Here is a 26,127-nt window from a genome sequence, read left to right as displayed (position 1 = left end):
AGCGCCTTAGGTGGCGGAGCGGGCTGTTCCGCCCCCGGCGCACACGAAGAAGGACCGCTTGATGAGCAAAGAGAACCCCACCCTGCTGGAAGGCTTCAAAGCCTTCCTGATGCGGGGGAACGTCATCGACCTCGCTGTCGCCGTCGTGATCGGCGCCGCGTTCACGGCCGTGGTGAATTCCGTGGTGAAGGGCGTGATCAGCCCACTGGTCGGCGCCTTCGGGACCTCGCAGCTGGACTCGTACAAGTCCTGCTTCAAGGGTCCCTGCACCGTCGACGCCTCCGGCGATGTGACCAACGGCATCTACATCCTGTGGGGGTCCGTGCTCAACGCGGTCCTGACCTTCGTCATCACCGCGGCCGTCGTCTACTTCCTGATGGTGCTGCCGATGGCGAAGTATCTCGCCCGCAAAGCCGCCAAGGAGCAGACGATGGAGGAGGAGACGGTCGAGGCGGAGGTCGCCGAGGTGGCGCTGCTGCGGGAGATCAGGGACACCCTGGTCGCCCAGCGTGGCTCGGGCCACGGCTCCTGACGCCAGGCGCGCCTCAGATGTGGTGCGGCGGCTTCTCGTCGAGGAAGCGGGCCAGATCCGACGCACTGCCCCCGGAGGACGACTGCTCGCCCCAGCCGCGGTCCGAGTCGTCCGGGGACTGCTGGTCGAGCGGATCGTCGAAGACCAGCTTGGATACCGGCCTGGCCACCGGTGTCGCGCCGGAGGAGGTCGCGGAATCGCGGTCCTCGTCATCACGGGAGGCGCGGCCGGGAACGGGGGCATTGCTCATACGGCAAGGGTACGGCGCCCGGCCACGGTACGGCTCCGCCCGCTGTTCAACGGTCCTTGGGGTCGAGACGCCAGAGCGCGAGCACCGCCAGAAAGGACAGACAGAGGAATCCGGCGCCCCACCACGCGGTGCTTGTGTGTCCCTCCATCCACTCGTTGACGGTGATCGTCAGGGCCCAGAGCTGGCCGATCACGACCGTCATCGCCAGGGCGAGCCGGGCGGTCAGCTTGGCGGAGCGTTCAGGCTCCTGTTCGCTCCCGGCGCCGGGCCCCGGGCCGGTGTGCCGGATCCGGGGGTCTCCGTACCCACTGGTGGCGCGGATCTGTGGATACCGTTCGGTGAGCGGCCGGTTGAGACGGGGCTGCGCACTGCCGGGCCGGTATTCGGGCCGGGGAGAGCCGGGCCGGGGAGAGCCGGGCCGGGATGCATCGGGCCGCTGCGGCTCGGGCTGCTGCGGCTCGGGCTGCGACGGGTCGTGGCGAGGCGATTCAGGCTGCGACGGCTGGTCGCTCATGTCTGCTCCCCTCGGTCATGTGTCGTCCGTCTCACACCGGGACAGCCGATCCGTGCGGTCGATTCCGGGTCCGAGTCCTTGAACTGCCGGCACACCGCGTCCTTGATGTTCTCGCCGGAGCGAGCCGTGGCCAGGGCCCAGACGCTGCCGTCGTCCCGCTCCACGAGAAGCACCCGGGGCAGCCCGCGAGGGGGCGGGCCCGCGGTGACCTCACCGGTCCGCGCGTCGAAAACGCCCTCGTGGCAGGGGCAGTAGAGCTCGCCGTCGGCACCGCGGTCCTTGCGCCACAGAACACCGCAGGCGAGGTGGGTGCAGACAGCGGAGTATCCGACGAGGCTGCCGTCCGCGAGGCGTACGGCCACGGCTCGGTCCTCGTCGCCGGGAAAGCGGAAGGCGACGGACTCACCGGGCTGCAACTGATCGGTGACCTTCTTGGGGGTGGGCGCGGTCTCGCTGTCACCATGCCGCTCCAGCACTCCCCCGGCGACACCGAGGCCGCCGATGGCGAGCCCGCCGGAGACGGTGGTGACGATCCGCAGATAGTCGCGCCGCGTGGTGAGCGAGTCCGCGCTGATCCGGTCGTGCAACGCCTCGCGCGCCCCACCGTTGTCCGCCGCCCCACCCCCGGACGGGCCGGACGGGCCGGACGACGAATGCCCCGGCGGTTGCTGCCCGGGTGGTTGCTGGCCGCCCGGTGGCTGCTGGGTGACGCTCATCGCCCGCCACCTCCGCTCCCCGCACCACCGGTGCCCGTGCCCGTGCCGGTGACATCGGAACCACCACCGGCACCGGCACCACCACCGCCACCGTCGGAACGGCTCGCACCCCCCGCGCCACGCGCACCACCCGCACCGCCCACGCCCGGCGGCGCTTCTCTCACATCGACCCCATTGACCTCGACCACCGGCAGCCCGCCGGGCACCGGCCACTGGACCTTCTCCGCGGGGACCACCATCGCGACGCCGGTCTTGACCACGACATCGCCGAACGCGAAGGAGTCGGCAACCTGGACGCCGGGGCGCTCCGCCTGGAGCTCCTCCAGCGTTCCGTAGAACAGCGCCCCGGTCGGGCAGACCGTGGCGCACATGGGGGCGAGGCCGTAGGCGGTGCGGTCGTAGCAGAGGTTGCACTTCAGCTGGAGCTTCGCCTGGAGGTCGATCTTCGGTACGCCGAAGGGGCAGGCGTTGACGCAGTTGGAACAGCCGATGCAGCGGGTGGTGTCGGCCTGCTGCACCACACCGTCGGCGGTCACCAGGATCGCGTCGGCAGGACAGACCTCGGCGCAGGGCGCGACCGGGTCCTCGCAGTGCATACAGACCGTGGGAAGGGAGGCGACGGACTGGCCGGGGTCGGTGTAGTCGAGGTGGATCATCGACTTGCCCCGGTGCGAATCGCACTCACGGCATGCGGAGACACATGCCTGGCAGCCGATGCAGCGCCCCGGATCGATGAAGATCGTTCTGCCCATCATGGCGGACTCAGCTCCTCTCCGCCGTGCCACGCCCCTGCGGGGCCGAGGGCGGCAGGGGGTCGGTGCGGGAGATCTGCGCCTCGGGGTAGGCCGTGCCACCGGGGGCGACGGGCGGTGCGGGGACTTCGTCGACCCGCTGGGCGGCCTCGATACGGCAGGCGCAGACCTTGTACTCGGGAATCTTGGAACGGGGGTCGAGAGCATCGATGGTGAGGGCGTTGGCTGCGGTGGGAACGGGCCAGTGGTACGGGATGAAGACGGTGTCGGGCCGGATGGCCTCGGTGACCAGCGCGGGGAAGACCTCGCTGCCGCGCCGGGTGACGACCCGCACCGGGTCGCCGGATGCGAAGCCGTGCGACGGGTGCACCTCGACCCAGGGGCGCGGGGTCTGCTCGACCAGTCCGCCGAGCCTGCGGGTCTGGTTGCCGGAGAGGAAGTGCGCGACCGTGCGGCCCGTGGTGAGCGACATGGGGTGCTCGTCGTCGTACGGGTCCATCGGGGCGTGCCATTCGACGACTTGCAGATGGATCTTGCCGTCGGGGTGGTACGTCGTGCCGTCCTCGAAGAGCCGGGGGGTGCCGGGGTGATCGGTGGAAGGGCAGGGCCAGGCGATGCCGCCGGTCTCGTCGAGCCGTTCGTAGGTGATGCCGTAGTAGTCGTTGACCGTGCCCGCCGACGCGACGCGCAGCTCTTCGAAGACCTCGCGGGAGCCCGCGTAGGTGAACTTGTCGCCCACCCCGAGCCGCTGGGCGAGCTGCGAGATCACCCAGGTGTCGGTCCGTACGCCGGGGGGCGGGTCCTGTGCCTTGTTGTGCTTGACGACACGGGCCTCGGCGTTGGCCATCACGCCCTCGTCCTCGGCCCAGGTGGTGACGGGGAAGACGACGTGCGCGTTGGCCGCGGTCTCGGAGAGGAAGAAGTCGAACTGGGCGTGGAACTCGGTGGTGTCGTACCCCTCCTTGACGACGCGGTAGTGGGGAAGGGAGACGAAGGGGTTGTTGCAGATGCCGATGAGTCCGCGGATCTCCTGGCGCTGCATCTGCCAGACCATTTCCATCATCGAGGTTCCGGCGGGCGGGAGTTCGGGCTCCTCGATGCCCCAGATCTCGCAGATCTGCCTGCGGTGCTCCGGGTTGGTGATCGAGCGGCCGCCGGGGAGGAGGTCGGACTTCTGGCCGTGTTCACGGCCGCCCTGGCCGTTTCCCTGGCCGGTGAGGGTGCCGTAGCCGGCGCCGGGGCGGCCGATGTGGCCGGTGGCGGCGCAGAGGTTGATCACGGAGAGGCAGTTCTCGACGCCCTGGGAGTGGTGCTCGATCCCCCGGGCATGCCAGGCCATCGCCCGCTCGGCGCCCGCGAAGGTCCGGGCCACCTGGACGACCTGAGCCGCCGGGATTCCGCAGATCTCGGCGGCGCGTTCCGGGGTGTAGTCGGCGACGGTGGCGCGTACCTCTTCCCAGCCGGTGGCGTGTGCCTCGACGAAAGCCCGGTCGTCGAGGCCCTCGCGGATGACCACGTTCAGTACGGCGTTGAAGAAGGCCGAGTCGGTGCCCGGCTTGAGCGCGACGTGGATGTCGGCGGTGCGGGCGATGGCCGTCTCGCGCGGGTCGATGACGATGAGGGACGCGCCGCGGTCCCTGGCTCCCCACAGGTACTGGGTCAGCACGGGGAAGCACTCCCCGACGTTCGATCCGGCGATGAGCAGGCAGTCGGTGAGGAGGATGTCGGAGAAGGGGTTGCCCGCCCGGTCGATGCCGAAGGCGAGTTTGTTGGCGCCGGCGGCGCTGACCATGCAGAGCCTGCCGTTGTAGTCGACATGCCGGGTCTTGAGCGCGACCCTGGCGAACTTGCCGACCAGATAGGTCTTCTCGGAGTAGAGGCTGGCCCCACCGAGCAGCCCGAAGGCGTCGTTGCCGAACTGCCCCTGGATACGGCGGATCTCGGCGACGGTGAAGTCGAGGGCCTCTTCCCAGGAGGTCTCCCTGAAGGGCTCGTCGCGCGAGCGGCGCATCAGCGGGGCGGTGAGCCGGTCGGGGTGGTTGACCTGCTGATAGGCGTTGATCCCCTTGGGGCAGAGCCGCATCCGGTTGATGTCGTGGTTGCGGGGCTCGACTCCGAAGACCTTGCCGCCCCGGTCGACCCGGAGGTACATGCCGCACTGCACCCCGCAGAAGCAGCAGTGGGTGGGGACGAGCGTCTCGCCGTTCTGGTCGGCGCGCCACTGATCAGCCGGGATACCGCCCGCGTCACGGAAGTTGCGGGTGCCCGGAGGCGCGATGGCCGGGTCGAGCGGCACGGCGGGCGCGGCCGGCTGAGCGGAGTTGCCCGGCAGCGTGGAGCCGTGCGGCTGAGCGGAGTTGCCCGGCAGCGTGGAGCCGTGCGGCTGAGCGGAGTTGCCCGGCAGCGTGGAGCCGTGCGGCTGAGCGGAGTTGCCCGGCTGGGCGGAGCCGTGCGGTGAAGCCGGGGCGTGCGGGGTGCTCACTTGAAGCCCTTCTTCACTTGGCTGAGGTAGGCGTTGCCGCGCAGTACCCGCTTGCAACGGGGGCAGTACTCGGTCCAGGCGTCGAAGCTCAGGTCCAGGTCGCGCATGGTGGCGCGGAGGTTGTCGACGTACGGGCCGGTGTCGATCGGCTCATGGCAGCGGCGGCAGGTGAAGACCTGTTCGTCCTGGCGGGCGGTGTACTTGAACAGCTGCATCCCGACGGCGGCGGGCCGCTGCACGATGTGGAAGAACTTGCCGAACGGGATGTAGATGAGCGTGAAGATCACCGACACCATGTGCAGCACGGCGAGGAACTCATAGCCGCCGCCGTGCAGGAAGATCGAGGAGAAGGTGAGGAGGAGGCCCGTCACGGAGATGACGATCAGCGCGAGCAGCGGTACGAGGTCGTAGGCGAAGCGCTGTCCCGTCATGGCGCCCCGGTCCTTCATCCGCCGCCACAGGAAGTACGCGGCCCCGGGGATGACCAGGACGGCCGCGACGTCGAGGCCGTGGAACATCAGCCAACCCACGATGTTCAGCGAGTCGAACCCGATGATCTTGAAGCCCCAGATCCGCATCTCGTACCCGGGCCCCGAGCCGCTGCCCGACGTGAAGGTGAACCAGCCCCAGGTGAGCGGGAAGGTGATCAGTGCGGCGAGGATGCAGCCCCAGAAGATCAGCTGGTGAGCCGCCCAGCGGGCGTGCGAACGGGCTCCTAGGAACTTCTGGAAGCCGAGATAGGTGGCGATCATCTTCGGCAGGGCGGTGGGCGCCTTGCGGAAGTTGGCGCGTGAGAAGAGGCTGCCCCAGCCCCTGTTGAAGAGCCGCCGGGCGCCGGGCGCGGAGATCCAGACCGTGTACCGGTAGGCGACACCGAAGGCGAGGAAGACGCTGGCGACGGCGTACGGCAGCAGGGCCGAGTCGAAGTCGCGCAGGAAGCGGCTGCCCAGCACGATGGCCACGATCAGCAGGAGCGAGACCGCGGTGCCCGCGGCCGTCGCGCGTACGGAGACCGGGCGCCCCGGCATCTGGCCGGCCGGGGCCTGGTTCGCGGGGGCCGGGCGTACGGAGTTGGGGGCCGGCGGCGGTGCGGCGGGGGCGGGAGGCGGCTCGGTCACTGCGCCACCGTAGTCGGCAATATCCGTTTTATGCGTTTTCTTCGGTGCGGGTGGCGAGGCTTCACGCAGATGCCGAACCGGCCGTCGGCAGGGAAATCCACCGGCGGCAGTGGTCCCATGGGGGTATGACCGCAGCAGACACCCCGTCGGAGCGCCCCGCAGCCACTCCGCCCTTCAGTACGGGCAGTACGGGCAGTACGGGCAGTACGGACTCGCCCGCCGGCGCCGGTCCCCGTACCGGCGTCCACTCCTCCCCCTGGCACACCGGCTCGCTCACCGACGTGGACGGGCTGCGGGTCGGACATGCGCGGGTCCCCGGTGAGCGTGCGCTGAGCGGCACCACCGTCGTCCTGGCGCCGCCCGGCGGTGCGGTCGCCGCCGTGGACGTGCGCGGCGGCGGACCCGGCACCCGGGAGACGGACGCCCTCGACCCGCGCAACCTGGTGCAGCGCGTGGACGCCGTCGTCCTGACCGGCGGCAGCGCGTACGGCCTGGACTCCGCGTCCGGCGTGATGGCCTGGCTGGAGGAGCAGGGCCGCGGCGTCCAGGTCGGGCCCGACCCCGCCCAGGTCGTCCCGGTCGTCCCCGCCGCCTGCATCTTCGACCTGGGGCGCGGCGGCGACTGGCGGGCCAGGCCGGACGCGTCGACGGGGCGCGCGGCCGTGGAGGCCGCGGCGCGCACGGCCCCGGGCACACCGGTCGAGGAGGGCGGCGTCGGCGCCGGTACGGGCGCGGTGGCCGGCGGGCTCAAGGGCGGCGTCGGCTCGGCGAGCGTCACCCTGGCGTCCGGCGTCACCGTGGGAGCCGTCGCCGTGGTCAACGCGGCGGGCTCACCGGTCGATCCGCGAACGGGCGTGCTCTACGGCGAGTACGGGCAGGGCCGGCCCGAATACCCGGCCGACGCCGTCCATGAAGAGGCACAACGCCTGCTGGCTCTGGCGCGCGAGGGAAATGCGCGCCCCCCGCTGAACACCACCATCGCCGTCGTGGCCACCGACGCCGAACTGACCCGCGCCCAGGCGCAGAAGCTGGCCGGAACAGCACATGACGGTCTCGCACGTGCGGTGCGGCCCGTCCATCTGATGCATGACGGCGACACCGTCTTCGCACTTGCCACCGGCACGGGCCACCGCCCCGACCTGAGCGTCCTCAACGACGTACTGGCCGCAGGGGCCGACGCGCTGAGCCGGGCCGTGGTGCGGGCCGTCCGGGCGGCGGAGTCGGTGGAGGGGCCGGGGGGCTGGTTCCCGGCCCACCGTGACCTGTACGGCACGGAGGCGGGAACCGATCCGAGCTGACGCGGCATCTACTGACGTACCGGACACATGAGTTGGCGGGGCGCCCGGGAACTTTTCGCACGCCCCCATCGTTTTGCCGAACGAAGGCCACGTTGTCAGACCCAGGGACTACGTTGAGTTCCGACCTCATGACTTGCCGCGACGGCCTGGAGAGACCTTGAGCCATTCGCATGAGACGACCGAGGAGCACCTCGCGCGACTCCTCGGGCGCGCACTGAACGCTTTCGAGCTGCCCGACGCCACCGTCGAGCGGCTCGGCTCCGCGCTGGCACACAGCACAGCGCTGCACTCCTCGCACCACAGCTCGGGCGCGGGGCTGCACCGCGAGACGTACCGGCACACGTTCCTCATCGCCGACGGCACCGATCTGGCGCTGTGGGAGCTGGTGTACGAGACGGGTACGGGCACGGGCCCGCAGTACGAGCTGTATCCGGGCGAGGCCGAGGCCAGGCTCGCCGTGACCCGGATCCGCGGGGCTGACGCCGCCGCGATGTTCCCCGACGACGACCCGGAGGACGACCTCGGGATCCTCGCCGCGCTCCAGTCGGCACCCCCGCCCGCGGTGGCCAGGACGTACGCGGCGGACCGCTCGGCCGACCACGCCCGCCGGCTGCTGCGCCGCGCGGAGAACCCGGACCGCCCCGGTGAGGACATCGCCGGGCTGCTGCGGTCCGCCTTCGCCCATCAGATCAGCCAGGCTCTCGGCAGCCAGTGCCGCTTCGAGAGCGTGGGGCCCGCCGCCTTCACCCTCTACGAGCACGCCTTCCTGCTGCTCGACGGCCAGGAGATCAGCCTCTGGGAGGTCGAGCACACGGCGACGCCCGACGGACGCCATATGTGCGAGGTGTACATGTCCCAGAGCGAGGCCCGCACGGCGATGGAGCTCCGCGCCCGCGTGCGCTGAGCTCCGTCCCGCATGTCCCTGTTACTGCCGTTGCTGCCGTTGCTGCCTTAGTGCCTTTAGTGCCTTAGTGCCTTTACCGCCGTCACCGGTCCTCCGCCCCCGCCGCGCGGACCAGCCGGGCGCCCAGCTCCGCCACGTACTCCACCAGTTCGGGCGGATGGTGCACGGTGAACTGCGCGTCCACCAGCGCGAGTCGCAGCCCCAGCCACTCCAGCGAGTCCGCCACCGGCGCCCGGAGTCGGCAGCGCCGCTCGTCCAGCACCTCGGGTGTGCCCATCCCGCCCGGCAGCCGTGCCGCCACGAACTCCGCCGGGGCCTCGAAGGTGACGTCGAGATCCACCGAGGGCTGGCGCCGCGACAGCGACCGGCTGACGAACTCCGCCGCGTCACCCACCGGAAGCTCGCGCGGCACGAACCGCGCCCCGGTCGCGAACGGCCGGCTCACCCGGTCGACCCGGAACGTACGCCAGTCGTCCCGGTCGATGTCGTACGCCACGAGATACCAGCGGCGCCCGGTGGAGACCAGCCGGTGCGGCTCGACCAGCCGCTTCGTCTCCGTACCGTCCCCGGCGCGGTAGCCGAACCGCAGCCGCTCGGGCCCGGTGGCCGCCCCCGCGATCACCGTGAGCGTGCTCGGATCGATCGTCGCACCGTCGCCGCTGGTCAGCGGGATCGTCGCCGCCTGGAGGGTGGCGACGCGGTGGCGCAGCCTGGACGGCAGCACCTGTTCCAGCTTGGCCAGGGCCCGTACGGAAGCCTCCTCGATGCCCTCCACCGCGTGCCCGGCCCCGGCGCGCAGCCCGACCGCGATGGCCACCGCCTCCTCGTCGTCGAGGACCAGCGGGGGCATGGCCTTGCCCGCCACCAGCCGGTAGCCGCCCTCCGCCCCCATCGTGGCCCGGACCGGATAGCCGAGGTCGCGCAGCCGGTCGATGTCGCGCCGTACCGTGCGCCTGCTGACGTCGAGACGCTCGGCGAGTTCACCGCCGGGCCACTCGCGCGGAGTCTGGAGCAGCGAGAGAAGGTGCAGCAGCCGTACCGGAGTGTCCGTCATGACAGCCAGGATGCCCGGGAAGTGGGACACAGCCTGACCTAGATGCCGGTTAACTTCCCGGCATGACCTCAACACCTCCGCCCACCGCGCCGGATGCACAGGACACCCGGGCCGCGCTCAGGGCCGACCGCCGCCGGTGGTTCGCACTGGCCATCGTGATGACCGCGGCCTTCATGGACTTGGTCGACGTCACGATCGTGAACATCGCGATCCCGTCCATCCAGAAGGACACCGGCGCCACGTTCAGCCAGATCCAGTGGATCACCGCCGGTTACGCCCTCGCCTTCGCCGCCGGGCTGATCACGGGCGGCAGGCTCGGCGACATCCACGGCCGCAAGAGGCTCTTCCTCATCGGGATAGGCGGCTTCACGCTGGCCTCCGCGCTGTGCGGCTTCGCGGCCGGCCCGGAGATGCTGGTCGCCTCACGCATCCTGCAAGGTGCGATGGCGGCGCTGATGGTGCCGCAGGTGCTCTCGATCGTGCACGCCACCTTCCCCGCGGAGGAACGCGGCAAGGTCTTCGGGCTGTTCGGCGCGATCGTCGGCCTGGGCGCGGTCTCCGGCCCGCTGCTCGGCGCGCTGCTCACCGAGTGGAACATCGCCGGTCTGGAGTGGCGCCCGATCTTCCTGATCAATCTGCCGGTCGGGCTGATCGGGCTGCTGCTGGGGCGCAGGTTCATCACCGAGTCGAAAGCTCCGAAGGCGCTCCGGCTGGACATCGTCGGTGTGCTCCTCGTGGTGGCGGGTCTGCTGATGCTGCTCTACCCGCTGACGCGCGGCCGTGAGCTGGGCTGGCCGCTCTGGGGGTATGTGTCGATGGCAGGCAGCGTCGTCGTGTTCGGCGGACTGGTCGCGTACGAGCGGCTGAAGGCCCGGAAGGACGGGTCGCCGCTGGTCGAACTGGAGCTGTTCAGGGTGAAGAGCTTCGCGGCCGGTACCGCGGTGCAGGCCACGTTCGGTGTGGCGCTGGGGATCTTCTTCCTGGTCTGGACGCTGTACATGCAGATCGGGCTCGGCTGGAGCGCGCTGCGGGCCGGGACGACGGGGATCCCGTTCTCGGTCGCGGTGTCGGCGGCCGCCGGTATCTCCGTACAGAAGCTGGTGCCCCGCTTCGGCCGCAAGGTGCTCCAGACGGGCGCGCTGCTGATGGCGGCCGGGCTGCTGCTCTACATCTGGGAGGCGGACCGGTACGGGACGGCGATCGCGTCCTGGCAGATGGCGCTGCCGCTGGCGGTGATGGGGGTCGGCATGGGGCTGATCGTCGCGCCGCTGACGGACGCGGTGCTCGCCGATGTCCCGAAGGAGCACGCGGGGTCGGCATCGGGGCTGATCAACACCGTGCAGCAGATGGGCAATGCGCTGGGGCTCGGCCTGGTGTCCGTGGTGTTCTTCGGTTCGATCAGCGACCGCCTGGCGCCGAGTGCGACCGGCCCCGCCTTCGTCCATGCCTTCATGGACTCGCTGTGGTGGGTCGCCGGGGTGCTCGGTGTGATCTTCCTGCTGATGTTCGCCCTGCCGAAGCGGGCACCGGCGGGCAGCGGTACCGACGTGTCGGCACCCGGCCCGGAGGAACACCCGGGGTCCGACCCGGACGGGACACCCAGGGAGCCGGCGCTCACGGTCTGAGCCACGGTGGGGCTTCGTACGCCCTGCGCCCGCCTTCAGACCGGCGCGCTCAAAGGCCGGGCGCACCCAAAAGCCGGGCGCGCCTTACAGAACAAACGCCGGCCGGCACCCGCAGTGGGCGCCGTCCGGCGTTTGTAGTCGATTCGCGGCCGGAGAGGGCTGCGAGGGAGTCGGGAGCAGAGGTTGGGCAACGGGCCTGGCCGCTCACGCCGCTGCGTCGAAGCCCACGTCGTCGGCCATCTTCTTCAGTTCGAGCAGGGCGTGCTTCTCGATCTGGCGGATCCGCTCACGCGTCAGACCGTGCTCCTTGCCGACCTCGGTCAGCGTCCGCTCCCGGCCGTCGTCGATACCGAACCGCATCTTGATGATCGAAGCCGTGCGGTGATCGAGCTTGCCGATCAGCTCGTCCAGCTCCTCACTGCGCAGCAGCGTCATCACCGACTGCTCGGGCGACACCGCCGACGTGTCCTCCAGGAGGTCACCGAACTGGGTCTCGCCCTGGTCGTCCACCGGCATGTTCAGGCTGACCGGGTCACGGGCCCAGTCCAGCACGTCGCTCACCCGGGCCGGCTTGGTGTCCAGCTCGGCTGCGATCTCCTCGTGCTCGGGGTCGCGGCCGTGCTCACGGTTGAACTCGCGCTGGACACGGCGGATCCGGCCCAGCTCCTCCACCAGGTGCACAGGGAGCCGGATGGTGCGCGACTGGTCCGCTATCGACCGGGTGATGGCCTGGCGGATCCACCACGTCGCGTAGGTGGAGAACTTGAAGCCCTTCGCGTAGTCGAACTTCTCGACCGCGCGCACCACGCCCGCGTTGCCCTCCTGGATCAGGTCGAGCAGCGGCAGGCCGGCACGCGGATAGCGGCGGGCGACAGCGACGACCAGTCGCAGGTTGGACCGGATGAAGACGTCCTTGGCGCGCTCCCCGGCGGCGACCAGCGCCTCCAGTTCCTCACGCGAGGCCCCGGCCGCCTCGCTCTGCACGGAACCGTCGAGGATCTGCTGGGCGTACACCCCGGCCTCGATGGTCTGGGACAGCTCGACTTCCTTTTCGGCGTCGAGCAGTGGCGTACGCGCTATTTCGTCGAGGTACATGCCGACCAGGTCGCGGTCGGCGATCTCCCCGCCTACGGCGCGAACGCTGCTTGCCCGGTCGGATCGACGGGCGACGGCACGGGTTGCCATGCGTGCTCCCTAACGTGAGTAACGTGATGAGGTCGCGAATCAGTGGCTCGGTGTGGGGCTCGGTGTGGTGCGGAACACCCTCTCCGGTGTCCTGCATCTGATGGAAACAACGACTGGAATCCGGACAGAATTCCCATGACCCGCTCTGTTTTTGGTGATCATGCAGTACCCTGTCCGGCCACCAAGGGAGAGCAGATGTCTGCGCAGCGTACGGAAGTGCAGGTCAGGCCGGGGAAGGAGGCGGATCTCCAGGCCCTCACCGACCTTTACAACCACTACATCCTTGAGACCGCGATCACATTCGACACGAATGTCTTCACCCCCGAGGAACGCCGCCCGTGGCTGCTCTCCCACCCTGAGGACGGCCCACACCGGCTACTGGTTGCGCAGGAGGTACCGTCTGCCCAGATCCTCGGGTACGCAACCAGCAGCGCACTCAGGCCGAAGGCCGCGCCGCCGGGCGCCTACCGCGAAGTCTGATCCCCGGCCCCCGCCCGCTCCCCCGGGCCGTTGCCCATGACCCATTACCCGAACTGCACCGACCGCTTCGCCAGCCCCATCCAGAAGCCGTCGATCACATCACGGCGGCTCTCAAGACCGTCCCCGGCCGCCCCCAGCGTCACGAACAGTGGCGCGAAGTGTTCGGTGCGCGGGTGGGCGAGCCGCCCCGACGGGGACTTGCGCTCGAAGTCGAGCAGCGCGTCGATGTCCCGCGCCTCCAGCGCCTCCCGCCCCCAGGCGTCGAACTCGGCGGACCAGCCGGGGGTGCCCTCGTGCCGCAGCGCGGCCAGATTGTGGGTGAAGAAACCGCTGCCGACGATCAGCACGCCCTCGTCACGCAGCGGGGCGAGCCTGCGCCCGATGTCCATCAGCTTGCGCGGGTCGAGCGTCGGCATGGAGATCTGGAGTACGGGTATGCCGGCGTCCGGGTACATCTCGACCAGCGGGACATACGCACCGTGGTCGAGCCCCCGGTCCGGGACGTCCTGGACGGGATGGCCCGCGCCGCGCAGCAGCTTCCGCACGCTCTCGGCGAGCAGGGGCGCACCCGGGGCGTCGTACCGCACCTGGTAGTAGTGCTCGGGGAAGCCCCAGAAGTCGTACACAAGGGGGACGGTCTCGGTCGCGCCGAGCGCCAGCGGGGCATCCTCCCAGTGTGCCGAGACCATCAGGATGGCCTTGGGGCGCGGCAGACCGGCGGACCAGGCGGCGAGCTGGCCCGGCCAGAGCGGATCGTCGGCGAGCGGTGGCGCGCCGTGGGAGAGATAGAGGGCGGGCATGCGTGCGGGGGCGGTGGCGGGCATGGGCGACAACTCCATTACTTGAAGTCTCAAGCATTTACTCAGGATCAGACCTTAGCCGGATCTAGTTTAATATTCAAGAAAGAGTCGTACAGTGGAGCACATGACCTCGGCACCGCCCCCTGACGAACCGCGCTGGCTCAGCGACGAAGAGCAGCGCATCTGGCGTGCGTACCTCCACGCCACCACGCTCCTGGAGGACCATCTCGACCGCCAGTTGCAGCGGGACGCCGGGATGCCGCACATCTATTACGGGCTGCTCGTGAAGCTCTCCCAGGCGCCCAGGCGGCGGATGCGGATGACCGAGCTGGCGATGGACGCGAAGATCACCCGCTCCCGGCTCTCGCACGCGATAGCGCGGCTGGAGCGGAACGGCTGGGTGCGCCGCGAGGACTGCCCGTCCGACAAGCGCGGCCAGAACGCGGTCCTGACACCCGCCGGTATGAAGGTGCTGGAGCGGACCGCGCCCGGCCATGTCGCAGCCGTACGGCAGGCGCTGTTCGACCGGCTCTCCCCCGAACAGATCGGCCAGCTCGGCGAGATCATGCGGGTGATGGCCGAGGGTCTCCAGCCATCGGGTGAGGACGCGGATCTGCCCTGGCTCCGCTGACCCCTCACTTCTGAGGCGCCCCCGCGGAACCAGGGCAGAACGTCCGTACCCGGCTGGGCTCAGTGCGCGATCACCGGGATCTGCACCTCGTCCTCGACCACGTCGGAGTCACCGGAGCCGGAGCTCGACACCGCCGGAGTGACCGAGGGACGACCGGCGTTGATGAGCGTCAGCGCGATCACCGAGGCGACCGCCAGGATGCCGACCGCCACCCAGATCGCGTTCGTGTAGCCGTGGACCAGCGCCTGGGCCTGGACCAGCTTCGGGTTGCCGCCGGCCGTCGCGTGCCCGACCAGGTACGCGGTGGTGGCGGACGCGGCGATCGTGTTCAGCAGCGCCGTACCGATCGCACCGCCCACCTGCTGCGAGGTGTTCACCATCGCCGAGGCGACACCCGCGTCACGGGGCGCGATGCCGTGCGTGGCGAGCGACATGGCGGGCATGAACGCCGTACCCATCCCGAGGCCCAGCAGCACCATGCCCGGCAGGATCACCGACGCGTACGACGAACCGACCTCGATACGGGTCAGCAGCAGCATGCCGACGGCCGCGACGGCGAAGCCGGGGCCCATCAGGAACCGGGCGGGCACCCGGGTCATCAGCCGGGCACCGATCTGCGTGGAGCCCGTGATCATGGCGGCGACCATCGGCAGGAAGGCGAAGCCGGTCCTGACCGATGAGTAGCCCTGCACGACCTGGAGGTAGTACGTCAGGAAGAGGAAGAGACCGAACATCCCGATGATGGCCAGGCCGAGCGAGGCGTAGATGCCACCGCGGTTGCGGTCGGCGACCACCCGGAGCGGCAGCAGCGGGGCCTTGACCTTCGACTCGACGGCGACGAACGCCCCGAGCAGGACGACGGTCGCGACGAACATGCTGATCGTGACCGGGTCGGACCAGCCGTCGGACGCGGCGCGCGTGAAGCCGTACACCAGCGAGACCAGACCGGTCGTGGAGAGCAGCACACCGGGGATGTCCAGCGGCGAACGGTTACGGCCGCCCGCGGGCTCCCGGATCACGAAGTACGCTCCGAGCGCGGCGACTGCGGCGAACGGGATGTTGACGAAGAACGTCCACCGCCAGTCCAGGTACTCGGTGAGGAATCCGCCGAGCAGCAGGCCGACGGCGCCGCCACCACCGGCGATCGCACCGAAGATGCCGAACGCCTTGGCGCGCTCCTTGGCATCGGTGAAGGTCACGGCGAGCAGCGACAGCGCGGCCGGCGCGAGCAGTGCGCCGAAGATGCCCTGCGCGGCACGGGAGGTGAGCAGCATCGCCTCGTTGGCGGCGGCGCCACCGACGGCGGACGCAGCGGCGAAGCCGAGCAGCCCGATGACGAAGGCGCGCTTACGGCCCCACAGGTCGCCGATGCGGCCACCGAAGAGCAGGAGCCCGCCGAAGGCGAGGGCGTAGGCCGTGATGACCCACTGCTTGTTGGCATCCGAAATACCCAGGTCGACCTGGGCGTGCGGCAGCGCGATGTTCACGATCGTCGCGTCGAGCACCACCATCAACTGCGCCAGGGCGATGAAGACGAGTGCTTTCCAGCGGTTGGGGTCAGGGAGTGATATGTCGGGAGTTTTCGACATCGAATGAGACATGGCGGGAGCCACCTAGGGGTGCGGAGAGGTCATGAGGAGTGCGGAGGTCGCGCTCCGGAGCGCGCCTCGGGGCGCACTTCGGTGATGCGTTGCGCGGGTGGACGTTCCGGGCGCGCGCTTCAGGCGCGCACGCGGGCGTCGGGCGTCAGAATCCCGGCATCAGAATTCGGACATCAGGATTCGGGCATCGGGCATCGAGGTCAGGCGTGCAATTCGGGCGTCCTGTTCAGGCGTGGTGTTCAGGCGTCGTGATCAAACGTCGAGATCGAGCATCGGGTGCGGTTCGAGCATCGTGTTCAAGCGTGGGGTCCGCGCGTTACCGCTGCGTTACGACGGCCGGCGGAGGTCTTCAAGAGTCGCCGGTGACCCGGGAAGGACCGTCCGTGCCGAGGTCTGGAGCCCGTCGAGGAACAGCTGTAGATGGCGGTGGACAAAGCGGTCGAGACCCAGGCAGCCCGTGCCGGGCAGTGGCCGGGTGAGCTGGGAGAGGGCGACGAACAGATCCCCGACGGCGACGTCGGAGCGCAGTTGCCCTTCCCCGCGCGCACGGCTCATGAGGTCCTCCACGGACTCCTCGAGCCGGTCGCGCGCCGCCATGATCTCCGCGTCCGCACGGTCGAAGCCGTCGGAGAGCATCGGGCAGAGCGCACCGATCTTCTCGTCGGCCGCTGCGTGCACAAAGCGGCGGAGAGCGGCGAAACTGTCGGGCTCCTCGGCGATGGCCGCCTCCACCTGGTCCGCGACGCGGGCCATGACGGAGAGCACCACATGCCGGAAGAGATCGATCCGGTCAGGGAAGTGACGGTAGAGCGTGGCGTTGCCGACGCCGGCCCGGCGGGCGATCTCGTCGAGCGGCACATCCGGCCCGTACTCCACGAAGATCTCACGCGCGGCCGACACGATCCGCTCCCGGTTGCGCAGAGCATCGGCCCTGGTGCGCGGCCGGACGGCGGTGGCGGTTTCCACGGCGCTTCCTTCCCTGCGGTCCTGGTTCCCGTAACCGGGGAGGGTCTCCCCGGTTCGCTGTGACACCGGTTCAAACGGGGAAACGGTCCCCAGTTATTTCCCCCGCCTCATGTGACGTGGGACACACCCCATTCGTCAGGAAAAGTCCACGATCGGCCCACCCAGCGCGCGCCCCCGCCTCACCCGACACAGGGTGATCGAACGAGTGCAGCTCGGAACCGTCGGCTGCCGCGGCCCGAAGGCGAAGGCATGCATCAGACCCGCCCCAGGTCGAGCGGCAGCCCCTCCGGCCGTTCCCGGACCTCCCGCTCCCGGATACGTTCGCCCCGGCGCCCGCTGGCCGTCGTCACCCTGGCGGCCCTCGCACTGGCCGCACTGACCTCGGGCAGCACCACCCTGCTGCAGAAGACCCCGCCGGGCGGTCCCGCGTCCGCCACCGGCCGGCTCTCCGTACGCGCCGACCGCCCCGGATCCGCCCTGTCGCTCGGCCCGTGCCGGATCGGCGGCGCGCTGGGCGTCCAGATGTCCGAGGGCCTGCCGACCGCACCGGGCTACGCCCGCTCGACCGGCAACATCCACGCCCTCACGCTCATGATCGACTTCCCGGACGCACACGGGTCGGAGCCCGCGATGAAGCGGTACGGCGAGTTCTTCCCGCAGACCGCCACCTGGTACCGCACCAGCTCCTACGGGCGGCTGGACTACCACCCCGAGGCCCCCGTCAAGCGCTGGCTGCGGATGCCGTCGCCGTTCAGCTCGTACGGAATACAGCGGGGCTCCCCCTACCAGCCGGGGTACCGGCGGCTCGCCCAGGACATCGTGAAGGCCGCCGACCGCCAAGTGGACTTCCGCAAGTACGACCTGATCAATGTGCTGGCCACCCCGAACGCGGGCCCGTCGGCGCTGGACACCGTGCTGTCGGTGACGTTCTCCGGCAATGAGGAGGCGCCCGTCGCCGACGGGGTGAAGCTCTCCAACATGTCGTTCATCTACAGCCGCCAGGACGACGGATCGGGCTCGTACAGCCACACCGGCTACCGCGTCCTGCCGCACGAGAACGGCCACACCTTCGGCCTCCCCGACCTCTACACGTCGAGCGGCGGCGGCTCGGTCGGGCACTGGGACATCATGTCCGAGGACTGGGGGGCCGACAACGACATGCTGGGCTGGCACAAGTGGAAGCTCGGCTGGCTGGACGACAAGCAGGTCAGCTGTGCGTCGACGCCCGGCACCCACGAGGCGACGCTCTCGCCGCTGGAAACGCGCGGAGGCACCAAACTGGCCGTGATCCCGATGTCCGAGTCCGCCGCCTACGTGGTCGAGATCAGGACCCGGTCGGGCAACGACGACGCGGTGTGCCGCCCCGGAGCGCTCGTCTACCGCGTCGACGGTGACGTCGACACCGGCCAGGGCCCCATCTCCGTCAGGGACAGCACCCCGGACAGCGGCGGCTGCACCCTGCGCGCCAATGTGCAGGCGGAGCTGTCGGACGCCCCGTACACGGTGGGCCAGACCTTCACCGACGCGGCGCACGGGATCATCATCAAGGTCACCGGCAAGGACAAGTCGGGCGACTACCAGGTCCGGATCACCCGCTCCTGACGGCCCCGCACCGGCCGCTCGGGCGCCCGCCGCGGATCAGCCGCCCCGTGACACCTGGTCCTGGACGGGCCCCCGCAGCTCGCGCTTGAGCACCTTGCCCGTCGCGTTGCGGGGCAGCGGCTCCGCCCGTACGAAGACGTACGCGGGGACCTTGAAGGCGGCCAGCGACTCCCCCACATGCGCCCGGAGCACCTCAGGGGTGGCGCCGCTGCCGTCCCGCAGCTGCACCACGGCGGCGACCTCCTCGCCGAGTACCGGGTGCGCGACGCCGAGCACAGCCGCGTCGAGCACATCGGGGTGCGCGTGCAGAGCGGCCTCCACCTCGACGCAGTACACGTTCTCGCCGCCCCGGACGACCATGTCCTTGATCCGGTCCACGACGCTGACCCGGCCCTCGTGGACGGTCGCGAGATCCCCGGTCCTGAACCAGCCGTCCTGGAAGGCGTCCGCGGTGGCCTCGGGGGCGTTCCAGTACCCGCGGACGAGCGCCTGCCCGCGCAGCCACAGCTCACCGACCTCCCCGTCGGCCAGCGCCCGGCCCGACCGGTCGGCGATACGCACCTCGGTGGCGGGGGTCGGGCGGCCGACGCTCTCGGGGTGGGCGCGGTACTCGGCGCCGAAATTCGCCAGGACGCCGCCGCTCGTCTCGGTCAGCCCGTAGCCGTTCCGCGGCTCGATCCGTCCGCTGTGCCGGGCCACCAGACCGCGTACGAGGTCGGGCGGGGCCGCGGCGCCCCCGGTGCTGAGCATGGCCAGGGTCTCCAGGCCGTCGCCGCCGCGCTCGGCCGCGTCGAGCAGCTGGAGCGCGGTGGCGGGCACACCCGCGTAGTGCGTGACGCCATGCGTACGAATGGCGGCCAGGGCCTTGTCCGCGTCCCACTTGCGCATCAGGACGAGGGTGCCGCCCGCGGCCATCGCCGCGTACACGCTGGTGAAGGCGGCCACATGGAAGAACGGGAAGGTCATCAGCGCCACCGGCGCCGGCCCCTCACCGGGAACGGCGCCGCGCGCCAGGACGGAGGCCGCCGCGTGGTAGAGGGGGTTCATCATGGCGCCGACCTGCGCGAGATGCGTGGCCACCGCGCCCTTGGGGCGGCCGGTGGTGCCCGAGGTGTAGATGATCGTGGCGTCGTCCTCGGGGCGGATCTCCACATCGGGCGGACCGAGCGCGGGATCGGCCGCGGGCAGCTCCTCGTAGCGCTCGAAGCGTGCGTACGGGAGGGTGGTGGGGGCGTCGGCGGCAGGGGTTCCGGCGGTGCCGGCCTGGCTCGGTGTGCTGCCGTCGTGGTGAAAGGCGAGGATCCAGGGGCGGTCGCCGCCGTCCGGGTCCCCCTGCCGGCCGGCCCACGGCAGGACCCGCCCCAGCCGCTCACCGTCGACCAGCAGCACCCGCGGCCGGCAGTCGTCCAGGGCGTACGTGAACTCGTCCTCGGTCCACCAGGCGTTCAGCGGTACGGCGACGAGCCCGGCCAACTGGGCGGCCCAGAAGGCGATCTGCCACTCGGGGTGGTTCCGCATCGCGACGACCGCGCGGTCGCCGGGCGCGAGCCCGTACACATCGGTGAACCGACGGGCGAGCGCGCAGGCGGCGGCGAAGAACTCGCCATAGGTGTACGTACCGCTCTCGGCGACGAGGAACGGCTGATCCCCGAAGGCCCAGACGGCTTCGACGAACTCCCGCAGGGTGCGCGGTCCGCTCTCGTACACCGGAGAACCGTCCTCGGCGGCGACCACGGCAAAGGGCGCACCGGGCGCACGCAGCGCGGCTTCGACCGCGGCGGGGTCGGGAGAGGCCGGGCCGGAGGAGGCTGGGTCGCGCGGGGCGGCGGGGCCGGGAGAGGCGGTGGGGGGCTCGGTCTGCGGCACTGAAGACCCTTTCTAAGCGCTTGCTCAGTCACCTGGGACGCTATGCCCGCATCTGCACCGGGTCAAGGAGACGTACACGCCCGCCCCCAACACCCCGCCACCGGACGGAACTCCGCGTGACCACGGCAGGACATCACCGCAGCAGGGTGGCGCAGACGGCTTTCCCGCCGTCGGCCTCGTTCCGTACCGCGACGGTACGGGCGAGCCGCTGGACCATCGGCCAGCCGAACCCGCCGGTGCACCCGGTCAGGTCGGGGGTGCGGTCCTGCGGATGGGCCGGGCTGGGGTCCACGACGGCGACTTCGACACTGCGCCGGTCGGCACTGAGCCGCATGACGGTCACACCTCCGGCGTGACGGAGGGCATTGGTGACGAGTTCGGAGACCAGCAGGACCAGATTCTGCGACAGGTGCGCGGGCGGCGCGGGATGCAGCCCGGCGAGAAACCGGAAGACAGCCTCCCGGGCGTCGGCCGCGAGACGCGGCCGGCAGACCCAGTCGGCGGACTGAGAGCCGTCGATATCGATGTCGGTGTCGGCACCGGCACCGACACCGACACCGACACCGGCATAGACACTCCCGTCGGCACGGGCACCGGCACTCACATAGCCACTTACATCGGCGCCGCCGACAACGCTCCGCTCACCGAATTCCTGATGCATATGACTCACCCCGCCTATAGAAACGTCCCTCTTGGCACGCCCGTTGATCTCCTGGTAGCTGCGCGCCTACCCCCACCGAGAGGATCCAGCGGAAATGCCTCGCAATTCACTCACGTACAGGAACACGCATGAAGGAGAAAGCGCGGGGAACCAGGAATCCCAGCCACCCGAGGCAAGCCCGCACCCGGAGCCGGCGAACACGCAGATGTGAGCAGATACGAGGTGACCTTGAGGCCCATCCGAAGAAGATATACGGACAAACCGCCACAGAACTCCCCTCATCTGCCCTGAGGGGATTGAAGCCATGCCCTCCGGGCAGGAGCGGATATTGAACGGGGTCCGCTACTTGGGGAGGCTGAAAAACATGACGCAGACATTCGCGCATGCCGCCACGACTGAGTCGGCACCTGCTGAGTCGGTATCTGCTGAGTCGGCTGAGTCGGCACTGACGGCACTTACCGCTACCGCACCGGCTCCGCCGGAGGTGGGCGATCTCCCCTGGATCGAAGACGCGGGGAAGGTCGCACCGAAGGACGCACGGGCACTTTCAAAGATCTTTTTTGACCAGCTCCAGGTCCTCGAAGAGGGCACGCACGAATATCAGTACGCACGCAACACCCTTATCGAGATGAACCTCTCGCTGGTGAGGTTCGCGGCCAGCCGGTTCCGTCACCGCGGCAGCGGCGAGATGGAAGACATCAACCAGGTCGGCACCATCGGCCTCATCAAGGCCATCGACCGGTTCGACCTGTCGCGCGAGGTCGAGTTCACCACTTTCGCCGTCCCTTACATCGTCGGCGAGATCAAGCGCTTCTTCCGTGACACCAGCTGGGCCGTGCATGTCCCGCGCCGGCTCCAGGAGTTGCGGGTCGAGATCGCCAAGGGGAAGGAACACCTGGCGGTCCTGCTCGACCGTGACCCGACCGTCGCCGAGCTGGCCGAGCACCTCCAGCTCACCGAGGACGAGATCGTCGAGGGCATCGTCGCGAGCAACGGCTACACCGCCGGCTCCCTGGACATGCCCAACGAGTCGACCGGCGACGGCCAGGCCACCAAGAGCGGCCGCACCTTCGCCGACGTCCTGGGCGAGGCCGACCCCGCCATGGAGACGGTCGAGGACCTGCACGCCCTCGCGCCGCTGCTGAGCAAGCTGGACAACCGCGAACGCCGCATCGTGGAGATGCGCTTCGGCGAAGAGCTGACCCAGTCGCAGATCGGCGAGAAGCTGGGCATCTCCCAGATGCACGTCTCGCGTCTCCTGTCGCGCATCCTCAAGAGCCTGCGCAGCGGGATGCTCGTCGAGGAGTAACGCACCCCCCGACGCCCCGCACAGCGATACGTGGCCCCGTCCGACACCACAAACCCCGGGTGTCGGACGGGGCCACGCGCAGGTCCGGCCCGCCCACCGCGGCAGCCGAAGTGCCCTCACCCACGGGAGACACGGCACGGGAGACACGGGAGGATGAGGCGACTCATTTGGCCTCACCGAGCAGACCGTACCCGGCCGTGTGCCCGGCTCGGATATGCTGGGTCGCCGGAAGAGTGCTCTCTATGCACTAACGGCGTTGCCACGGCGACGGTTCCCAGACAGGACAGATCTCGTCCATGACAAGCGACGCGAAGAGTGACGCCGCACCTGCCGGACGGGGGAGTCAGCGACTCGCCGAGACCGTGGCGGCGCTGATCGAGAAGGACATCGTCAAGGAGGGCTGGCGCACCGGCTCGGTCCTCGGTTCCGAGCGGGAGCTGATCGAACGCTACGGCGTGAGCCGCGCCGTATTCCGCGAAGCCGTACGGCTCATCGAGCATCACCAGATGGCGCGCATGCGGCGCGGACCTGGCGGTGGCCTCGTCGTCACCGAGCCGGATCCGGGCATCGTCCGCGATGCCGCGCGCGTCTATCTCCGGCACGCGGCCGTCAGCCGGCGCCAGCTGTTCGAGGCGCGGATGGCCCTCGAACTCGCGGGTGTCACCACCGCGATCGAGAAGCTGACGGAGTCGGGGATCGACCGCCTGACAGACGCGCTCGACACCGAGCAGGAGCTGATCGAACAGGGCGTGACGCTCGGGCACGCGCGCAATCTGCACCGCGTGATCGCCGAACTGGCAGGCAATCCGGCGATCACCCTCTTCGTCGAGGTGCTGGCCCAGCTCGACCAGGACATGGTGCAGGACGAATGGGAGTCCGGCGATCAGCCGGCCGCGGAGAACCGCGGCGCCGCCGCCGAGTCCCACCAGGCGCACCGGGCGATGGTCGCGGCGATCGTGGCCGGCGACGCCCCGCTCGCCCAGCACCGGATGCGGCGCCATCTGCAGGCCGTGGCCGAGCTGCTGAAGAACGAGTCGTAAGCACACAGCACAGCCCGCCCGTCAAAAAGTGCACTCTTTGCCGTCGGCATCAGGTTCACGTCTGAACTACTGCTGCCCCAGACCTTGCCATCAGGCAATGAGTGCACTCAAATATTGCTGAGCAGGCTGAGCAGTACGAGATCCACCGAGCACGGTTCGTGCCGTGGTCTCCAGCGACTCGCGAAAGGGACGTTCCCATGAACTCGCAGACCCGGCCGCACCACAGCGCGGACGACGGCGCGGACCACGCCGCAGACCACAGTACGGACCACGGCGCGGACGACCTTCTCCGCAATCTCGGCATCCCCGCCTGGGGCACTGTGTACGACCTGTCATCGGGCTGGTGGCGGCACATGCCCACCTTTGACGGCTACCCGCGTTTCGAGATCCTCACCTACAGCTCGCCGCACGGCCAGCGGACGTCTCGGCGCTTCCCCTTCGACAACCCCGATGAGAACAAGGTCCAGTTCGGCTACGTGTCCGAGCTGATGTCGGGAAGTCTGCACACCGGCACCCATATCGACGCGCTCTGCCACATCACCTGCGGCGAGAACGACGAATGGCACGGCGGTGTGTCCGCGAACGACGCGCTGGGCGACTACGGCGCCGAGAGCGGCGACGCGTCGGAGCTGGCTCCCATCATCGGAAGGGGCGTCCTGCTCGACGTCCCCGGAGCCCTCGGCCTCGACGTCCTGCCACCGCACTTCGCGATCGGCGAGCAGCATCTGCGGCAGGCGGCGGAAGCGGCCGAAGTGACGGTCCAGGAGGGCGACATCGTGCTGGTGCGGACGGGCCAGATGAAGTACTGGCCCGACATCGATCTGATCCGCAAGCACAGCAACGGCAGCGGCGTGGCGCTGGACGGGGCGCAGTGGCTCGTGTCGCAGGGCGCCCGCTATGTGGGCGCGGACACCATGTCCTTCGAGGTACGGCCGTCGACGGTGCCGGGGAATCAGCTCCCGGTGCACCTGTATCTGCTCCAGGAGCAGGGCATCCACATCATGGAGTGGGTCAACTGCGAGGGTCTGGCAGCCGGTTCGGTCTCCAGTTTCCTCTTCGTGGGCCTGCCGCTGACCATCCGCGGCGGCACCGGGTCGCCGCTCCGGCCGATCGCCGTGGCGTGACCGGGCGGGGAGGAGCGTCGAGATGCACGGCATGGTCTTCTCCGAGCTGACCCCGGTGGCGTTCGCCGCGCGCGCCGCCAAGGTGTTCGCCGACCGCCTCGCGGTCGTCGACGGCGATCTGCGGTACTCCTACGCCGAGCTCTGGCAACGGGCCGGGGCGCTGGCCGGTGTGCTGGCCGGGCACGGGGTGCGGCCGGGTGACCGGGTCGCGGTGCTGGCCCCCAACACCCACGTCCTGCTGGAGGCGCACTACGGAGTGCCGCTGGCCGGCGGTGTCCTCGTGGCACTCAACACCAGGCTGGCGCCCGCCGAGATCGCCTACATCCTCGACCACAGCGCTGCCGGGCTGGTCATCGTGGATGACATGTGCCGCGACCTGCTGACCGAGGCACTGAAGCTCGGCGCGACCCGGCCGACGGTGATCAACTCGGGGCAGCCGCAGGACGCGTACGAGTCCCTGCTGGCCGCCGCCACCCCGCAGGCGGTGCCGGTGACCGACGAGAGATCCCTGCTGTCGATCAACTACACCAGCGGGACGACCGGCCGGCCGAAGGGGGTGATGTACCACCACCGCGGTGCGTATCTCCAGGCGCTGGCGATGGCGTACCACGCCAAGCTGGACACGTCATCGCGCTATCTGTGGACGCTGCCGATGTTCCACACCAACGGCTGGTGCTTCCCGTGGGCGGTGACCGCGGCCGGGGCGGTGCACCACTGCCTCCGCAAGGTGAGCCCGCCGGACATCTGGGACGCCATCCGCGGGAGCGGCGTCACCCACTTCTGTGCGGCCCCCACGGTGCTGGCCATGCTGGCCGACGACCCCGCGGCGGCAGCACCGGCCCCCCACCCGGTCCAGGTGTTCGTCGGGGGCGCGCCGCCGTGGCCCGCGCTGCTCGCCAGGATGGGCGAGCTGGGCATCGGGATCCGTCATCTCTACGGGCTCACCGAGACGTTCGGCCCGGCCGTCGTGTGCGACTGGCAGCCCGAGTGGCAGGATCTGCCCGCCGAACAGCGCACACCGCTGATGGCGCGGCAGGGCATCGCGAACATCGTCGCCGAACCGCTGCGGGTCGTCGATTCCCAGGGGGACGACGTGCCGGCCGACGGCGACACGCTCGGCGAGATCCTGCTGCGCGGCAATGACGTGATGCTCGGCTACTACCGCGACGAGGCGGCGACCGCGGCCGCGACGACCGCCGACGGCTGGTTCCGCTCCGGCGACCTGGGCGTGCTGCACCCGGACGGCTATGTCGAGCTGCGGGACCGGGCCAAGGACGTCATCATCTCCGGCGGGGAGAACATCACCTGCGTCGAGGTGGAGAGCGCGCTCACCCAGCATCCGGCGGTCCTCGAGGCCGCGGTTGTCGGTGCCCCGCACCCCAAATGGGGCGAGGTTCCGATCGCGTACGTCACGCTCAGGGCCGGTGCGTCGGTCACGGCGGCAGAGCTGGGCACCTTCGTACGGGCCAGGATCGCGGGGTTCAAGGCACCGCGCCAGGTGGTCTTCCGCGAGCTGCCCAGGACATCGACCGGAAAGATCCAGAAGAACCTGTTGCGCGAACAGGCCGCGCACGCCGCGTACTTCGCGGCCGATCAGTCCCCTTGTCAGTGACCTGC

At 69.9% G+C, this 26,127-nt stretch carries 22 protein-coding genes and 2 pseudogenes; 11 read left to right on the top strand and 13 right to left on the bottom strand.

The genetic code is table 11. The annotated features are described in order from the left end of the window. The first annotated feature begins 58 nt into the window (after window positions 1-58). Window positions 59-532, top strand: a complete 474-nt coding sequence (gene mscL / locus OG510_RS22690; protein WP_406139136.1) for a large conductance mechanosensitive channel protein MscL — start codon at window positions 59-61, stop codon at window positions 530-532. 13 nt (window positions 533-545) lie between these two features. Here the strand turns inward: mscL and OG510_RS22685 are convergent, their stop codons facing one another. From OG510_RS22685 to OG510_RS22660, 6 genes and pseudogenes are all read right to left on the bottom strand, one after another. Continuing rightward, a complete protein-coding gene (locus tag OG510_RS22685; RefSeq protein ID WP_406139134.1) occupies window positions 546-782 on the bottom strand; it encodes a hypothetical protein in 237 nt (78 codons plus the stop codon). 46 nt (window positions 783-828) lie between these two features. Then, on the bottom strand, window positions 829-1,296 hold the full coding sequence (locus OG510_RS22680; protein ID WP_406139133.1) for a hypothetical protein: 468 nt from the start codon (window positions 1,294-1,296) through the stop codon (window positions 829-831). Continuing rightward, window positions 1,293-2,012 carry a ubiquinol-cytochrome c reductase iron-sulfur subunit gene (locus OG510_RS22675; protein ID WP_406139132.1) on the bottom strand — a complete coding sequence of 240 codons (720 nt, stop codon included), beginning with the start codon at window positions 2,010-2,012 and terminating at the stop codon, window positions 1,293-1,295. Before OG510_RS22675 ends, OG510_RS22680 begins: the two co-directional genes overlap by 4 nt. Window positions 2,013-2,170: 158 nt before the next feature. Next, a pseudogene (locus tag OG510_RS22670) lies at window positions 2,171-2,767 on the bottom strand (4Fe-4S dicluster domain-containing protein); the annotation flags it as partial. 7 nt (window positions 2,768-2,774) lie between these two features. After that, window positions 2,775-5,096, bottom strand: a complete 2,322-nt coding sequence (locus tag OG510_RS22665) for a molybdopterin oxidoreductase family protein (protein WP_406142489.1) — start codon at window positions 5,094-5,096, stop codon at window positions 2,775-2,777. A 146-nt stretch (window positions 5,097-5,242) separates the two neighbouring features. Continuing rightward, window positions 5,243-6,364, bottom strand: a complete 1,122-nt coding sequence (locus OG510_RS22660) for an MFS transporter (protein WP_406139130.1) — start codon at window positions 6,362-6,364, stop codon at window positions 5,243-5,245. A 125-nt stretch (window positions 6,365-6,489) separates the two neighbouring features. Between OG510_RS22660 and OG510_RS22655 the strand changes: the two genes are divergently transcribed. Continuing rightward, complete coding sequence (locus OG510_RS22655) at window positions 6,490-7,662, top strand: P1 family peptidase (RefSeq protein WP_406139129.1); 1,173 nt, start codon at window positions 6,490-6,492, stop codon at window positions 7,660-7,662. A gap of 157 nt (window positions 7,663-7,819) precedes the next feature. Beyond that, the gene (locus OG510_RS22650; protein WP_406139127.1) at window positions 7,820-8,566 is read left to right on the top strand and encodes a DUF6227 family protein; all 747 of its coding nucleotides are present in this window, start codon (window positions 7,820-7,822) and stop codon (window positions 8,564-8,566) included. A gap of 82 nt (window positions 8,567-8,648) precedes the next feature. Here the strand turns inward: OG510_RS22650 and OG510_RS22645 are convergent, their stop codons facing one another. After that, on the bottom strand, window positions 8,649-9,620 hold the full coding sequence (locus tag OG510_RS22645) for a helix-turn-helix transcriptional regulator (protein ID WP_406139126.1): 972 nt from the start codon (window positions 9,618-9,620) through the stop codon (window positions 8,649-8,651). A 62-nt stretch (window positions 9,621-9,682) separates the two neighbouring features. Here OG510_RS22645 and OG510_RS22640 point away from each other — a divergent pair, with 62 nt between their 5' ends. After that, window positions 9,683-11,245, top strand: coding sequence for a DHA2 family efflux MFS transporter permease subunit (locus tag OG510_RS22640; protein WP_406139124.1), 1,563 nt, complete (start codon window positions 9,683-9,685; stop codon window positions 11,243-11,245). A gap of 204 nt (window positions 11,246-11,449) precedes the next feature. Here the strand turns inward: OG510_RS22640 and OG510_RS22635 are convergent, their stop codons facing one another. Continuing rightward, window positions 11,450-12,430, bottom strand: a complete 981-nt coding sequence (locus tag OG510_RS22635) for an RNA polymerase sigma factor RpoD/SigA (protein WP_406139122.1) — start codon at window positions 12,428-12,430, stop codon at window positions 11,450-11,452. A gap of 195 nt (window positions 12,431-12,625) precedes the next feature. On the opposite strand from OG510_RS22635, the pseudogene OG510_RS22630 reads away from it, so the two are divergent. After that, window positions 12,626-12,883 (top strand): annotated as a pseudogene (locus OG510_RS22630) (GNAT family N-acetyltransferase); the annotation flags it as partial. 71 nt (window positions 12,884-12,954) lie between these two features. Here the strand turns inward: OG510_RS22630 and OG510_RS22625 are convergent. Continuing rightward, window positions 12,955-13,734 (bottom strand): dioxygenase, encoded by a 780-nt coding sequence (locus tag OG510_RS22625; protein WP_406139120.1) that lies wholly within the window; start codon window positions 13,732-13,734, stop codon window positions 12,955-12,957. A 91-nt stretch (window positions 13,735-13,825) separates the two neighbouring features. Here OG510_RS22625 and OG510_RS22620 point away from each other — a divergent pair, with 91 nt between their 5' ends. Then, complete coding sequence (locus tag OG510_RS22620) at window positions 13,826-14,341, top strand: MarR family winged helix-turn-helix transcriptional regulator (RefSeq protein WP_406139118.1); 516 nt, start codon at window positions 13,826-13,828, stop codon at window positions 14,339-14,341. A gap of 59 nt (window positions 14,342-14,400) precedes the next feature. Here the strand turns inward: OG510_RS22620 and OG510_RS22615 are convergent, their stop codons facing one another. Beyond that, the gene (locus OG510_RS22615; RefSeq protein ID WP_406142488.1) at window positions 14,401-15,930 is read right to left on the bottom strand and encodes an MFS transporter; all 1,530 of its coding nucleotides are present in this window, start codon (window positions 15,928-15,930) and stop codon (window positions 14,401-14,403) included. A 339-nt stretch (window positions 15,931-16,269) separates the two neighbouring features. Beyond that, the gene (locus OG510_RS22610) at window positions 16,270-16,908 is read right to left on the bottom strand and encodes a TetR/AcrR family transcriptional regulator (protein WP_406139117.1); all 639 of its coding nucleotides are present in this window, start codon (window positions 16,906-16,908) and stop codon (window positions 16,270-16,272) included. Window positions 16,909-17,157: 249 nt separating this feature from the next. Here OG510_RS22610 and OG510_RS22605 point away from each other — a divergent pair, with 249 nt between their 5' ends. Next, on the top strand, window positions 17,158-18,510 hold the full coding sequence (locus OG510_RS22605) for a M6 family metalloprotease domain-containing protein (protein ID WP_406139115.1): 1,353 nt from the start codon (window positions 17,158-17,160) through the stop codon (window positions 18,508-18,510). A gap of 36 nt (window positions 18,511-18,546) precedes the next feature. Here OG510_RS22605 and OG510_RS22600 read toward each other — a convergent pair whose 3' ends face one another. Beyond that, the gene (locus OG510_RS22600; protein ID WP_406139114.1) at window positions 18,547-20,376 is read right to left on the bottom strand and encodes an AMP-binding protein; all 1,830 of its coding nucleotides are present in this window, start codon (window positions 20,374-20,376) and stop codon (window positions 18,547-18,549) included. A 133-nt stretch (window positions 20,377-20,509) separates the two neighbouring features. Further along, window positions 20,510-20,902: an ATP-binding protein gene (locus OG510_RS22595; protein ID WP_406142487.1), complete on the bottom strand. Its 393-nt coding sequence runs from the start codon at window positions 20,900-20,902 to the stop codon at window positions 20,510-20,512. 499 nt (window positions 20,903-21,401) lie between these two features. Between OG510_RS22595 and OG510_RS22590 the strand changes: the two genes are divergently transcribed. The 4 genes from OG510_RS22590 (at window position 21,402) to OG510_RS22575 (ending at window position 26,122) form a co-directional block, all read left to right on the top strand. Further along, window positions 21,402-22,346, top strand: a complete 945-nt coding sequence (locus tag OG510_RS22590) for an RNA polymerase sigma factor SigF (protein ID WP_406139113.1) — start codon at window positions 21,402-21,404, stop codon at window positions 22,344-22,346. A gap of 296 nt (window positions 22,347-22,642) precedes the next feature. Continuing rightward, on the top strand, window positions 22,643-23,386 hold the full coding sequence (locus OG510_RS22585; RefSeq protein WP_406139111.1) for a FadR/GntR family transcriptional regulator: 744 nt from the start codon (window positions 22,643-22,645) through the stop codon (window positions 23,384-23,386). A 197-nt stretch (window positions 23,387-23,583) separates the two neighbouring features. Continuing rightward, window positions 23,584-24,510 (top strand): cyclase family protein, encoded by a 927-nt coding sequence (locus tag OG510_RS22580; protein WP_406139109.1) that lies wholly within the window; start codon window positions 23,584-23,586, stop codon window positions 24,508-24,510. A 22-nt stretch (window positions 24,511-24,532) separates the two neighbouring features. After that, a complete protein-coding gene (locus OG510_RS22575) occupies window positions 24,533-26,122 on the top strand; it encodes an AMP-binding protein (RefSeq protein WP_406139108.1) in 1,590 nt (529 codons plus the stop codon). The last annotated feature ends 5 nt before the right edge of the window (window positions 26,123-26,127 follow it).

Origin of the sequence: Streptomyces sp. NBC_01089 (assembly GCF_045162975.1) — a bacterium.
GTDB lineage: Bacteria > Actinomycetota > Actinomycetes > Streptomycetales > Streptomycetaceae > Streptomyces.
The sequence above is the reverse complement of the archived record's forward strand: the minus strand, read 5'-3'. Positions and strand labels throughout refer to the sequence as shown.